Source organism: Streptococcus pneumoniae, from assembly GCA_040719455.1.
Classification (GTDB): Bacteria; Bacillota; Bacilli; order Lactobacillales; family Streptococcaceae; genus Streptococcus; species Streptococcus pneumoniae_G.
This window is the reverse complement of sequence record JBFDTN010000001.1, coordinates 1,786,686-1,800,669: the sequence shown is the minus strand read 5'-3', so window position 1 is coordinate 1,800,669 and position 13,984 is coordinate 1,786,686. Positions and strand designations below refer to the sequence as shown.

The following is a 13,984-nucleotide window of genomic DNA, read 5'->3' as shown; positions in this document are numbered from 1 at the left end:
ATTACATGTAACACAATTATGGTTTTAGTTGTTCACCATCATATAACAGACTAGAAGCAAAATCTTTCTGAGGATTTTCTGATACACGAAAAAGAGAGCTTGGTTTTCCAAACTCTCTTTACTTCATTGACTTTATGACGGATGTAGTTGCATTTTCAGATGCTCTACCGCAGCTACAAAGCTAGGCACTACATGAGTCGCTAGACTCTGCACCTCTTTTGGCGCGTGATTCATGCAATAGGAAATATCAGACATCTCAAACATGGTGACATCATTTCCTGAATCACCGAAGGTGACAATCCTATCATAATGATTTCTCAAAAACGCAAGACTATTTCCCTTAGAAACTCCTTTTGCAGTCACTTCAATCCGTGTTGTTCCAGATTGAAAAACTTCTAACTGGGGAAAGGCTTGTTTCAATGCTGCCACATAAAAAGGTGTTTTTTCTGCATTTGGACGAATATTCACCTTGTAAATGGTACGCTTACGAACTTCCTCAAATGGAGATGGCAAACAAAGAATCGGCATATTCCAGACACGTTGTTGATCTTCATGCATAAAATTTCCAATCCGCTCTTTGCCATCTAAGGCATCAAAAATCAACTGTTCTTCCTTCAAATAATCCAGCAAAGCGCTCAAATCATCTTTGGCTAGACATTGAGAAAAAATCGGACAGCTCTTAGCTTCTACAACAGCACCGTTAAATCCAATCGCATACTGCAGGGCAAGATGATGGTTCTCCGCCAAATAATTGATTTCCTTAATCGAGCGACCGGTGGCGATCGCCATATCGCTAAAGGTCAAAAGCTCTTGATAGGCAGCTAAATCGTCTGTGTGAATCTGGACAGAATTTCGCACCAAGGTTCCGTCCAAATCCGTCACACATAACACTTTACGAGTCATAGGCTACTCCTCTAAGCCTAGAATATCTTGAATTTCCATTTTCAATACGTTGGCATAAGCTCCATAGATAGACTGCATTTGCATGCCATTTTCTGCAAAACCAAGCGCCTCATATTCATTGACAATCAAGTCTTTATCTACCTTGGATTTATCTTTTACATCAATCCGCAAGCGGGTGATACAAGCATTGACATCAACGATATTTTCCGCTCCACCGTGGGCAGCAATCAAGCCAAGTGCTTGCTGATGTGTTTTTTCTTGTTTACTCAATTCTCCTGTGGTAGCAGAAACTGGCTCTTCTTTTCCGACAGTCTGTGTTTTTAAGCCGTATTTTCCTCGCGCTTCTTGTTTGCTAGCAAGTCGTACATCTTCGCTATCTTCTCGTCCTGGTGTTTTAAAATTGAATTTCTCAATCATAAATTTAAAGACAAAGTAATAGATAAAGAAGTAAGGAATTCCTACTAAGAATACAAGCCACCAATGGGTTTTAGGTCCTTGCAAGACTCCATAAATCACTAGGTTGATAAAACCGTGACCTGTTGGTGTGGCAACCCCTGCTCCTAGCATGTGCATTACAAACAAGGCTGAACCTGCTAAAACAGCATGGACAGCATATAACATTGGTGCGACAAACAAGAATGTAAATTCGATTGGTTCTGTAATCCCTGTTAAAAATGATGTCGCTGCTGCGGCAAATAAAAGGGAGCCTGCGACCTTACGTTTCGCTGGAGTCGCTGTTTTATACATGGCATAAGCTGCACCAGAAAGACCAAACATGAAGTAAACGAATTTACCACCGTTAAAGCGAGTAATAGACGGATCCACTGCTGTAATCGTTGAATCTGCTAGAGAGGCAAGATAGGCATTGATGGTTCCTACCACATGGTTGCCTCCGATTGTCCAAGATCCTCCTAATTCTGTCGTACGAACAGGCCAGTTCAAGCCATGGTGCAAACCAAATGGAAGGAGAGCACGCTCAATCAATCCATACAAGAAGGTTCCGATCGGACCTGATTTCAAGACCATGATAGAAACAGCACTAATACCCATTTGAATCGTTGGCCAAATAAAGAAAATCAGCATAGACACAATGGACATCACAACCATGGTCACAATCGGCACAAAACGTGGTCCACTAAAGAATCCAATAATCGTTGGCAATTCTTGCTTAACAGCCCATTTATGTACGAAGTACACGGTGATTCCGACAATGATTCCCCCAAAGACACTTAAGTCCATGGTTTGAATCCCTAGAACTTTTGTTTGCATGGCATTTGACAAGGCTAACTTTGCTTCACCGCCTGAGAGCCCTGCTGTATCTACTAACTTACCGCTGGCGCTTAAGAGGAAGTTTAAGACATTGTGCATAACCAAAAATCCTAGCAAACCAGACAAGGCTGCTGAACCTTTTTCACGTTTTGCTAGTCCGACAGAAACACCGACCGCAAAAATAACTGGCAAGTTATTAAATGCGGTTCCTCCTAAGGCAATGAAGAATTTCATGATAAATTGAAAGACATCATTGTTTAAAAACGGCAACATCTTTAAGGTGTTCTCATTGGTAAAAGCCGTTCCAATCCCTTGAATAATCCCCGCACCAGGTAACACCGATACTGGCAATAGGAAAGAGCGACCAAATTGCTCAAAAGCTGAAATAAATTTATTTTTCTCTTTCATCTTTTTTCTCCTTTGTGTTTATAGTCTCATTCTAACAAAAAAATTTTTGAAATCGCTTTTTTGAAAAGAAGTTTCTAGCTTGCTTATTTTTTACTATTTCGGTAAAATTTTACTATCATGACTCACAACAAAGCCAACACTTAGAAAGAAAAGATATGTTCCTAGAAAATTTAAAACAGCATTACAATCGCCTCTCTGTCAATGAGCAAGAAGTGATTGATTACCTCATGAGACAAGCAGAAATTGAAACCGTCACCTTAAAAAGTATCTCCAATGAATTATTTATTTCATCTTCTACGGTTATTCGTGCGTGTAAGAAACTAGGCTATCAAACCTATAATGAACTGCGTTATGAACTCAGGCTATCTCAAGACTTGAAAAAAGCACTTGCCAAAGAACATACTTCATCTTTTGATTACATGAAAGAGCAGATGACCATCGAATTTGAACATACGATGGATATGCTAGATAAGGAGGATTTTCAAACCTTTGCACGGGCTATTTTACAAGCGCGACGGATTTTCTGTATTGGGGTAGGCTCTAGCTATATGTCCATGTCATCCTTTAATCGCAAGCTGAAACTCGTCAACATCTGGTCCAATGATTACTTTGAACAATATAGCATTGACCGTATTCAAGATATTGTGACACATGAAGATGTAATCCTTGTTTTTTCTCTAGGTGGAAAGAGCAAATCCATCAACAATAGTATCCTTCAAGCCAAACAAAATGGAGCAACAGTCCTTGCCATCACAGCTCTTGGCAATCATCTCTTGTCAAAAATTAGCGATCATACCATTCATGTGTATGATGTTCCTAAAAAACGTGAAAAAATTCGCTCTCGTCTCATGTTTGACTTGGTCGGCACTCTGCTCTTTGAAGTCATTCTGGAAGAACAAGAACATTTAAACCCATAAAAAACCTTGCTTAGGATTCCTATAAGGACTCCAAGCAAGGTTTTTCTTAATAGACTGTTTTTTCTGTTTCTGGGTCAAAGAAATGTGCTTTGTTTAGGTCAAAGCCAAGGTCAATCTGACTGCCTGCTTTTAGATGGTCACGCGCATCCACACGCGCGATAAATTCGTTATCGCCTAATTGACAGTACAAGTGAGCTTCGGAGCCGAGCAATTCTGAGACAGAAATTGTAGCTCTCACGACAGACTCTGGGAAGGTTTCAAGGAAGGCAACTTCCATATTCACATCTTCTGGACGAATACCAAAGATGAGCTTTTTACCTGCGTAACCCTTATCACGCAAGACCTTGAGGCATCCTTCTGGCACTTTTAAGCGCAGACCTTCTGCCACAATCTCATCGCCCTCTAAGGTCACGTCCATAAAGTTCATGGCTGGGCTTCCGATAAAGCCTGCGACAAATTTATTGACTGGGTGGTGATAGAGCTCTTCTGGGCTTCCAACCTGCTCCACACGCCCAATCGTTCCTGTCCCTGCTTCATTTTTCGTTGCAGACATGATAACGATACGATCTGCAAGCGTCATAGCCTCTGTCTGGTCATGGGTAACGTAAATAGTTGTTGCTCCGATACGGCGGTGGATTTTTGCAATCTCTGCCCGCATGGACACCCGAAGTTTAGCATCCAAGTTAGACAAAGGTTCATCCATCAAGAATACCTTGGCGTCACGGACAATGGCACGTCCCATGGCTACCCGCTGGCGTTGTCCTCCTGACAAGTCGGCTGGTTTTCGCTGCAAGAATTCTTTCAAGCCCAAGATTTCTGCCGCTTCATTGACTCGCTTGTCAATGTCATCTTTTGAATACTTGCGGAGTTTGAGTCCAAAAGCCATATTATCATACACGGTCATGTGCGGATAGAGCGCATAGTTTTGAAACACCATGGCAATGTCGCGGTCTTTTGGTGCGACATCATTGACCACTGTGCCATCAATCGAACATTCTCCCTCTGTGATGTCCTCGAGCCCTGCAATCATCCGCAAAGTCGTTGATTTCCCGCACCCAGACGGTCCAACAAAGACAATAAATTCCTTGTCTTTAATATCTAAGTTAAAGTTTTCAACAGAGTAGTGTTCACTATTTGGGTATTTTTTGTAAATATTTTTTAGATTTAATTCGACCATGCTTGCCCCTTTTCTACTAAATGTTAAGCGTTTTCATTTCTATTATAACACTTTTTTTCATTTAGTCAAACGTTTGCATAAACTATTTTAAAAATTTACATCATCCCCTCGCACACTTCCTCCTCTACTTGGCAAAACTCTCCATGCCAATACCATCTAGATATATGAAAAAGCCGAGATTTACTCGACTTGCCTTTTATTTCAACAATAAAATACTCAAAAGAGCTAGAATAGCTGGGCCACCTTGGACAAACAAGATTTTTTTGTTGGCTGTAACAGCTCCATAAACTGCTGCTCCGATCACATACAAGACAAAAATAGTCACGATTTCCAAGTTAGCAGAGACAAAGATTCCGTAAAGGAGGAAAATTGCCAACAAAAGATTGTAAATTCCTTGATTTTTGAAAAGGGAAGTGACTGAATCGCGCATCATCTCCTCTTTTTCAAGCCCAAAAGCTTTCACAGTCTTATCAGAGTGAGTAGCAATGGTTTCAAGATAGAAAATATAAATGTGTTCAAGCGCAACAATAGTTGCTAAAATAATGGTTACAAGTGACATAGTAGTTCCTTCTTTCTAATCATGGTCAGTCGCAATCGTCTCTAAGCCTGTGACCAACTTATCCAGTAACTCTTTGAGGCTAGTCCGTTCTTCCTCTGACAAAATCTTCTCCATCTGCTCTTTGACTGCTAAATGATGAGTTGGGGGTGAAGTGATGAGCTGTTGTTTGGCAAAATCGGTCACATCCACCAAGATTTCCCGCTGATTGTGCGGGTTGCGCGTTCTGCTCACATATCCCTTTTCCTCTAAAATCTTAAAATGACGAGTCAGAGCTGCCTGATCGATGTGCAGGGCTTCCTGCACTCGGATCTGGCTACAAGGAGCGAGTTCGAGCAGTAGTTTCAAGAGTTCATAGCGGGTCAGACTGATTCCCAAGCGTTTTTCAAACAGCTGGGTAACTTGTTGATCCGATACATGAAGCTGGTACAGTAAGTGATTGATGGCTGTCATGACATTTTCCTTTTTATAATTGACTTATCAACTGTTGATTAATCAAGTATAATCCAAAGAAAAGAAAAAATCAAGTTCTTTGCTTGAAATTTTCTGAAAAAGTTAGATGTTGTCATCAAAAATGTTCTCTTTGATATCTAAAAGCTGGTTTATCTGCTGATTGGCAGGTGACGGATAAGCTTGGAAGTTCATACTCTGAATGCCACTATTGATCGCTACTTCTACATCTAAACGACGGTCGCCGATGTAGTAGGTGCTTGATTTGTCCAAATCGTATTTCTCGACCAGATAATCAATCGCTGCTGGGTGAGGCTTTCTTGCAAAACCGTCTGCACTGGTCACAACCTCTGTGAAATAGTCCGCAATCCCCAATTCTGCCAAGACCTGATGGGCATTTGCTCCCTTATGCGTATAAACAAAGTTGGTAATACCTGCCTGCTTCGCCCAAGCCAGCACTTCCTTAGCTCCTGCCATGAGATGGATCTGGGCATTTTTCTCCTGTAAGCTCGTACCACGGTAGGCATTCATCTCTGCAGCATCGAGACCTTTCTCGTCTGCCACCTTTTCAAGCAATGCTTGCACAGAATGCTGCAAAATATAGCTTTTGATCGCCTCACGGTCAAAATCCAAGCCATAATGCGCATAGGTTTCCTCAATCCCTGCCAAAATTGCATCGTAAGAATCCAGCAAAGTCCCGTCTAAATCCCAAATAAATGTCGTCATCATCTTCTCCTTCGTTTGTTATAGCGTATTCTCAAAAAAAGCCAGCGAAAGGCATTATCAAGAAGCGTTCCTGCCCAGACACCTGGCAAACCAAATCCTAAGGTTACACCTAAAAGATAGCCTGCACCGATACGAATCCCCCACATGCCAATGGTCGTTGCATAAAAAGGGAGTTTGCCATTACCCAAGCCTTGCCAGACAGCGGTGTAGATGACCGTTCCTGCGGTAAAAGGAATGCCCAAAAGCGAGAAAAGGACAACGAGCAGACTAGCTGACACTGCCTGCACATCCTGCGTATAGAGGTGGGTGAGGGGTGTCCCCAGAGCAAAGATAACAAGCGCAACCGGCAACATCAAACCAAGCGCCAACCAGTAGGTCTTGCGCACAATCTGATCAATCTCATCGAGCTTTTCCTGCCCTAAGCTATGCGCCACCAAGAGCACGGTTGCAGTCGCAATCCCAAAGGCGGGCATGTAGTTGAACTGGGTCAGGACTTCGCCAATGGCATTTCCAGCCACTGCCTCTGTCCCAAAGCCGACCACAAGGGCAATAATCACCACATCTCCTGCCCGCATCATGAGGCGCTCCCCCGCAGCAGGTAAGGACAGACTGAGCAAGTCCTTATCCAAGCCCCAACTTGGCTTAGCAAAGGAAATGGACAGGGATCTCCACAAGACCACAACTCCTACTAAGCGAGCTAGAACCGTTCCCAGAGCCACACCTGTAATTCCCCAATGAAGACCAAAGATAAAAAAGCTAGAAAACAGGGCATTGAGAAGATTGGTCAAAAGGCTGACATACATGGGCAGGCGAGGATTTCCCGTCGTTCTCACCAAAGCGCCAAGACTGGTCATGAGTCCTAAGAGGACAATGGTTCCACCGACAATGGCTAGAAAGAGACCGCCAACCTCTGCCACCGATCTTTCCGTCCCTAGCAAATGGAGCATATCCTGCCCAAAAATCAGGGAAACAAAGCCCAGAACAAGGCTTAGTAGCAGGGTTATTTTTAGCGCTTCTGTGGCATGACAGGCTTGCGACTTTTCATCACCAGCTCCCCTACTGCGAGCCAGAACACTTGAAATCGCAGCACCCAAAGCAATAAAAATCGCCTGGTAAATCGTAATGATATTGCCAGCGACCGACACCCCTGAAATAGCCACCAAACCAAGACTTGATACCAAGTAGCCGTCCACCATACCCATGAGCATCTGTAAAAAATTTTCTGCCATTGCTGGCAGGGTAATTTGCATAATCTTTTTATACTCTACCATATCATAAAAAGAGGCAGGGACAAAAGTATCCAACCTCGTTACATTTTGTAGTTCTAACAGTTTGACGCAGTAGTTGTCGGGTTTGTAAAACCTTGATAAATCAGCATTCTACAAACCTCGTCAACCTTGCGGGGGTGAGACGACGAAGTCGTTTTTAGCGAAATCTCGACTTCTGTCTCACTCCCTCGTCTTTCTACTGTTTACTAAACCCCTAGATAACGCTCCACTTCAGCTTGCATGTCCGCTGCTGCAACAACTGTCGTGTGGCGTACTGGTGCTGTTTCTAAGCCGTTCACTGCTGGTGGAAGGGCTACACCTGAAAGATCCTGCAACTTGGCAAGCGCCTCAAAATCACCCAATCCTGTCTCTCCTGTCACCGCTTCAACTGCGACAACTGGGAACTTGTAAGGACTAGCGGTTGAGGCAATGACAGTTTTAGCTGCATCTTTGGTCTCTGCTAGGTATTTTTGATATACGCTTGATGCGACCGCTGTATGCGGATCTTCGATATAAGACGAATTGTCGTAGACCCGTTTGATTTCTTGAGCAGTCTCTTCTTCGGTCGCATATTCTGCTGCAAACAAGTCCAAGATGTCGCCATCAACTGCTTGCAACTCATACTCGCCATCTCTTGACAAGGCTGCCATCAACTCAGCTGTTTTTTCTGCATCATTTCCCACGAGGTGGAAAATCAAGCGCTCCAAGTTTGAAGATACAAGGATATCCATAGAAGGACTACTTGTCACCTTGAAGGTGCGTTTCTTGTCATAGACCTTGGTCTTGAAGAAGTCGGTCAAGACATTATTTTCATTTGATGCGCAAATCAATTTGCCAACTGGCAAGCCGATTTGTTTAGCATAAAAGGCTGCGAGGATATTTCCAAAATTCCCTGTTGGGACCGTGAAGTTGACCTTCTCTCCTGCTGCAATTTCGCCTGTTTTCACCAACTGCGCATAGGCATAGACATAGTAGACAATCTGTGGCACGAGGCGTCCGATATTCATGGAATTAGCAGATGAAAACTGCATTTTCTTGTCAGCTAACTTAGCACGCAAAGCTTCATCATTGAACATTTCCTTGACATTGGTCTGAGCATCGTCAAAATTCCCATCAATCGCTACTACATGGGTATTATCCCCCGTTTGAGTCGTCATCTGCAATTCCTGCACCTTGCTGACCCCGTCTTTAGGATAAAAGACGATGATTTCTGTTCCAGGTACATCCGCAAAACCAGCCATAGCAGCTTTTCCAGTATCTCCAGAAGTCGCCGTCAAAATGACGATTTTATTTTCCAAACCATGCTTTTTAGCGGCTGTTGTCATCAAGTAAGGCAGGATTGACAGTGCCATATCTTTAAATGCAATAGTAGAGCCGTGGAATAATTCCAAATTATACTGACCGTCTAGCTTGACCAAGGGCGCAATGCGCGCATCGTCAAACTTGCTATCATAGGCATTGGTGATACAGTGATCTAGCTCTTCGGCTGTAAAGTCATCCAAGAAAGCACCCAAAATCAACTTTGCTACTTCTTGATAAGACAAATCTTTCAAGCGGTCAAAGTCTAATTCTACTTTAGGATAAGTCAGCGGGGTGAACAAGCCGCCGTCTGTTGCCAAGCCTTGCAAAATCGCTTGACTAGCCGTTACAGTATTTTTCGCATCGCGTGTCGATTGATATACTAATGTCATCTTCGTATTCCCTTTACGTCGTATTTCTACCATTATAGCATGTTTTTTCAGAAAATTCTCGCATAGTGATGAGAAAATCCATCTTTTTAACAATAGATTATTTTAGACAGATTTTCAGATATTGCTATTTTTGTGTAGCATAATATATTGCTAAAACGACACTACCGACGCATCTATCTTCCTAGCCCTCTATTTATCATCTCTCTATCTACTATGCCAAGTACATCCCCTACAAAAAAGAGGAGGAGCTTTATCGTCAAAAATCGACCTTTTAGTAAGTCACCAAATGATGGATGAAAAAGAAAATATACCAAGCTTAGACTCATCCCAAGCAGACAAGATGTTCCACCCCTTTATTGACCCCATCATTGCACTTCAAGAAAAGCCGAAGTTCAACCTCTAATAACTCTTTCATTGGATTCACAAAGATAGATTTAATCAAGAATAAACACAAAAACTAGCTTAGAATCTCTCTAAGCTAATTTTGATTAGCTATCCATGTCTCTGTTTAAAATGATAATAAGCGCCAAACATGCCAGCTGTATTTTGGTGCTGGGCAAAGACGAGTTTGGTCTTATCTGCGATACTTGAGACGAGATTGATTTTCAAGGCTTCTTCGATTTTCGGTTTCAAAATCGCTTCTTGTCCCATAATACCACCGCCTAAAATAACGACTTCTGGATTAGCGACATAGCAGATATTGGCAATGCCCTTGGCTAGGTAATGCACCATGCGGTCGATACCTTGTCGGCAAAGGGGATTCCCTTTTTCGAGTTCTTGGAAAATCCGCCGTCCGTTCCAATCCGCCACATCATCGCCGTGCGCTTCTGCGACATAGCGGACTAGGGCAGTGGTTGACGCCAAGTCTTGGAAATCACCGTCTGGCAAGTGGAGATAACCCACTTCACAGGCAGAATTGCTAAAGCCGTGGAACACCTGAGAATCAATCAAGAGACAACCCCCAATACCTGTTCCCACTGTCAAGCAAACGGCAACTTTTGCACCCTTGCCGCCACCTGAAACGACTTCAGCAAGCCCTGCGCAGTTGACATCATTTTCGATTTCACAAGGAATGCCAAACTTAGCTTCCAAGTCTTTCTTGAATTGCGTACCCGCATAGTTTGGAATTTGCGGACCTGCATAGAAAATCTCTCCCTTATCAGGATCGACCATCCCTGCTGAGGAAATACAAATCCCTGATAGATTGATAGTTTCCAGATAGCTAGATACAATTCCTGCTACTTTTTCTAAAATCGCTGGTCCACCCTTATGAGCCTCTGTCGGCATTTCATGGCTTTCGACTAGCTGGTCATTTTCATCAATCAAACCGTATTTGATACTGGTACCACCAATATCAATGGCAACATATGTTTTCATGAACCACCTCTTCTATCTCTCACGGAAAAATTCTCGCAAGCTTTTTCTTATAAGAAACGTTCTTTCGTTTCACGAATCAAGCGTGCAGCTGCTTCCACTACTTCCTTGTCTTCTTCGCAGACTGGAGTAAGAGGCGAACGCACACTACCCAAATTCAAGCCTTCGTTGATACGCAAGACTTCCTTGATGACACCATACATATTTCCTCGCGCAGCTGTCAAGTGCTTGATAATCTCGTTGATCGCAAATTGAAGTTCTTTTGCTGTTTCCAAGTCCTTGTCCGCAATCAATTGATTGAGCTTGAGGAAGAGTTCTGGCATAGCACCATAGGTACCACCGATACCACCGGCAGCACCCATTAGGCGACCGCCCAAGAATTGCTCATCTGGACCGTTAAAGACCACATGGTCATCGCCACCGAGACTAGCAAAGGTTTGAATATCCTGTACTGGCATCGAAGAATTTTTCACCCCGATGACGCGCTCATTTTTAAGCATTTCCTTGTAAAGGCTTGGAGTCAAGGCAACACCTGCCAACTGCGGAATATTGTAAATCACAAAGTCTGTATTTGGTGCAGCGGCACTCATGTCATTCCAGTATTGGGCAACAGAGTATTCCGGCAGACGGAAATAAATCGGCGGAATGGCTGCGATCGCATCCACCCCAAGGCTTTCTGCGTGGCGAGCCAACTCGATCCCATCTTTGGTATTATTGCAGGCAACGTGGGCAATAATGGTTAATTTGCCCTTCGCTACTACCATCACTTCTTCCAAGACCACCTTGCGGTCTTCTACGCTTTGGTAAATACATTCACCAGAAGAGCCGTTAACATACAAGCCCTGTACTCCTTTTTCAATGAAGTACTCGGTCAAGCTACGGACACCTTCTCGGCTAATCTCGCCATTTTCATCATAACACGCATAAAATGCGGGGATAATTCCATGATATTTTTCTAAGTTTTTCATTTATTTCTCCACTAAGAAGCTAGGCAAATCCTAGCTTCGTTTTCTATACTCTAACGATTGTATTTATTAAAAATCGGCTCTAAAATGGCTAATTGCGCATAGGCAAAACTAGAAAATCCTGCTAAGAGAAAGAACATGCCACCAAAGACAATGGTCCAGCTAGAACCTAATAGCAGAAAGATGAGCAAGGCTACTGCTCCCAACATACCAAAAGTCCAAAGGAAGTTTAATCCTGCTAGAACAAAGGCTGTTTGAAGCTGTTCTTGCAATCTCTGCTCAAATCGTGCTGCCAAAGGATAAGCATAGAGCATGACCATCATCAAGAGGAACAAAATGCCAAAAGCGATCATTTTCATCCCTTGAAAGATAGAAACAGTTTGCCCTCTTAGCATCAGAATATTGACCAAGCAAATAGCTGTCACTAGAAGCTCCATCCCTCCTAGAGCAAGCCCTCGTCTCCATTCGGTCTTAAAGGTACTGATATAGAGTCTCACCACACGTACACCACGACCGTCTCGTACTTCTTGTATCGTCCGATAAAGGCTAATTTTCGCAATCCCAATCGTCACAATCGGTAAACAAGAAATCAGAAACAAGAGATTGACCGTGACCAAATCCAAGATTTTTTCACAGACTCTCATCAGCCAATTATCTGTATTAAAAATGGAGGATAATAACTGCGCACTCCTATTTCTCATTTCTTGTCTCCCTTTCTAGTCTATCAACACTTTCACCACACATTTCTGCACAGTCTCACCTGCTCTATCGTAGAGATTAGGCTGGTGCGCTTCATTTGGTAGGAAAATGGCAATGTTGTCAGTTGTCAGATGAAGCGGTGTTGCAAGATTACAGCGGACAAAGCCAATATCGCTGTCCTCTTCATAATCTTTGAGCACTTCATGAACTCCTTGACCATAATGCATCAATTCTCGACCTGCGAGCAAAAAGTGCATATCTGCATATTTTTCATGATATTCAAAACTGTCATCTGGTTCTTGATTGAGCTGATTCTCCTGCACATAAAAGAAAACCTTATCGTCATTAATAGCGTATCTACCAATGTCAAAACTCTCCATATCATGTGTCAAAAGATAGTCAATCGCTTGATCCAGATGCGGATGTAGGCCACGATATCGCCCCACATCCTGCAATTGATCAAAAATCATATCTATCTCCTTGTTTTTTCATTCGGAATACTATCGGCTGTTTGCTCATCCATAATTTTTTCTAAGCATAGCCCACTCAACAGTATTGTTCCCAATATATGAACGCGGGAAGCAAAACTGCATTTTTCCATATTTCCCGATTGAAATAGTTCCCAAATTGTAAGGAACACAAAACTGCGTTTTGCCGAATTTCCAACTTAGAATGGTGCACCGAATTGAGGGGAAAGCAAAGCTGCGCTTTGCCACATTTCCCGATTGAAATAGTTCCCCGAACTATTTCAACCTTTAACAGCTCCCATGGTGATTCCTTGTGTGAATGATTTTTGGAATACGAGGAAGACGGCTACGATTGGAACGGCTGCCATGGCTGCTCCTGCCATGATGAGTCCGTAGTCTGTTGCCATTTCGGCTTGCATGGTTGCTACACCGAGTGAAATGGTCAGGTTTTGACGAGATGTCAACATTACGAGCTGCATGAAGTAGTCATTCCATGAGTTGATGAAGGTGAAAATCGCAAGAGCGGCAAATCCTGGTTTGACAATTGGAAAGGCTACACTCCAGAAAGTGCGAATTTCGCCACAGCCGTCAATCTTAGCAGATTCCAACAATTCTGTCGGGATGTTTTCACTAAATTGTTTCATAAGGAAAACCCCAAATGGCCAACCGATGAGCGGCAAAATTACCGCAGCAAGGGTGTCGTGGATTCCCAAGAAATTAACGATACGCACCAATGGTACAAGGACAACTTGTTTTGGTAATGCCATCGCTGCAATGAAGATGGCAAAGAGAATGCGTTGTCCATAGAAGCGTTTTTTAGCAAGAACATAGCCTGCAAGAGATGAGGTCACACAGACCAAAAGCATGGTCGCCAGTGAGATAAAGACACTATTCCACATCCATTGAAGAGCAGGGTTTTGTACAAGCAGACGTTCAAAGTTTTCCATGGTTGGCATTTTTGGCCACCATTGAGGCGGAATGACAATGGTATCTGGTTGAGATTTGAAGGCTCCTGTCAAAATCCAGTAAAATGGGAAAATGAAGAGCACTGTCAATAAGAGCAAAATGATGGTTGAAATCACTGTAAATGGGGTTAATTTTTTCTTTTTCATAC

Annotated in this window: 14 protein-coding genes; 1 reads left to right on the top strand and 13 read right to left on the bottom strand. The window is 43.0% G+C overall.

Annotated features, from left to right (window positions below; genetic code table 11):
* Nucleotides 1-132: 132 nt before the first annotated feature.
* Together AB1I63_08710 and AB1I63_08705 are read right to left on the bottom strand one after the other, a co-directional pair.
* Nucleotides 133-903, bottom strand: coding sequence for an HAD-IIB family hydrolase (locus AB1I63_08710; GenBank protein ID MEW4354929.1), 771 nt, complete (start codon nt 901-903; stop codon nt 133-135).
* Between the two features lie 3 nt (nt 904-906).
* Nucleotides 907-2,580, bottom strand: a complete 1,674-nt coding sequence (locus AB1I63_08705; GenBank protein ID MEW4354928.1) for a PTS transporter subunit EIIC — start codon at nt 2,578-2,580, stop codon at nt 907-909.
* A 155-nt stretch (nt 2,581-2,735) separates the two neighbouring features.
* Here AB1I63_08705 and AB1I63_08700 point away from each other — a divergent pair, with 155 nt between their 5' ends.
* Nucleotides 2,736-3,497 (top strand): MurR/RpiR family transcriptional regulator, encoded by a 762-nt coding sequence (locus AB1I63_08700; GenBank protein ID MEW4354927.1) that lies wholly within the window; start codon nt 2,736-2,738, stop codon nt 3,495-3,497.
* Between the two features lie 46 nt (nt 3,498-3,543).
* Here AB1I63_08700 and ugpC read toward each other — a convergent pair whose 3' ends face one another.
* The 11 genes from ugpC to AB1I63_08645 form a co-directional block, all read right to left on the bottom strand.
* Entirely contained in the window at nt 3,544-4,674 is a 1,131-nt protein-coding gene (ugpC, locus tag AB1I63_08695; GenBank protein MEW4354926.1) for a sn-glycerol-3-phosphate ABC transporter ATP-binding protein UgpC, read from the bottom strand.
* A gap of 196 nt (nt 4,675-4,870) precedes the next feature.
* Complete coding sequence (locus AB1I63_08690) at nt 4,871-5,233, bottom strand: DUF1304 domain-containing protein (GenBank protein MEW4354925.1); 363 nt, start codon at nt 5,231-5,233, stop codon at nt 4,871-4,873.
* A gap of 15 nt (nt 5,234-5,248) precedes the next feature.
* Complete coding sequence (locus AB1I63_08685; GenBank protein ID MEW4354924.1) at nt 5,249-5,683, bottom strand: MarR family winged helix-turn-helix transcriptional regulator; 435 nt, start codon at nt 5,681-5,683, stop codon at nt 5,249-5,251.
* Nucleotides 5,684-5,785: 102 nt separating this feature from the next.
* Nucleotides 5,786-6,409: an HAD-IA family hydrolase gene (locus tag AB1I63_08680; GenBank protein MEW4354923.1), complete on the bottom strand. Its 624-nt coding sequence runs from the start codon at nt 6,407-6,409 to the stop codon at nt 5,786-5,788.
* Complete coding sequence (locus tag AB1I63_08675; GenBank protein ID MEW4354922.1) at nt 6,406-7,677, bottom strand: MATE family efflux transporter; 1,272 nt, start codon at nt 7,675-7,677, stop codon at nt 6,406-6,408. The genes AB1I63_08680 and AB1I63_08675 overlap by 4 nt, the downstream gene beginning before the upstream one ends.
* A 203-nt stretch (nt 7,678-7,880) precedes the next feature.
* The gene (gene thrC, locus AB1I63_08670) at nt 7,881-9,365 is read right to left on the bottom strand and encodes a threonine synthase (GenBank protein MEW4354921.1); all 1,485 of its coding nucleotides are present in this window, start codon (nt 9,363-9,365) and stop codon (nt 7,881-7,883) included.
* A 492-nt stretch (nt 9,366-9,857) separates the two neighbouring features.
* Complete coding sequence (locus tag AB1I63_08665) at nt 9,858-10,742, bottom strand: ROK family protein (protein MEW4354920.1); 885 nt, start codon at nt 10,740-10,742, stop codon at nt 9,858-9,860.
* 47 nt (nt 10,743-10,789) lie between these two features.
* Nucleotides 10,790-11,707, bottom strand: a complete 918-nt coding sequence (locus AB1I63_08660) for a dihydrodipicolinate synthase family protein (protein ID MEW4354919.1) — start codon at nt 11,705-11,707, stop codon at nt 10,790-10,792.
* A gap of 50 nt (nt 11,708-11,757) precedes the next feature.
* Nucleotides 11,758-12,405, bottom strand: a complete 648-nt coding sequence (locus tag AB1I63_08655; protein ID MEW4354918.1) for a DUF624 domain-containing protein — start codon at nt 12,403-12,405, stop codon at nt 11,758-11,760.
* 15 nt (nt 12,406-12,420) lie between these two features.
* Nucleotides 12,421-12,873, bottom strand: coding sequence for a YhcH/YjgK/YiaL family protein (locus AB1I63_08650; GenBank protein MEW4354917.1), 453 nt, complete (start codon nt 12,871-12,873; stop codon nt 12,421-12,423).
* Nucleotides 12,874-13,151: 278 nt separating this feature from the next.
* On the bottom strand, nt 13,152-13,982 hold the full coding sequence (locus AB1I63_08645; GenBank protein ID MEW4354916.1) for a carbohydrate ABC transporter permease: 831 nt from the start codon (nt 13,980-13,982) through the stop codon (nt 13,152-13,154).
* Between the last annotated feature and the right edge of the window lie 2 nt (nt 13,983-13,984).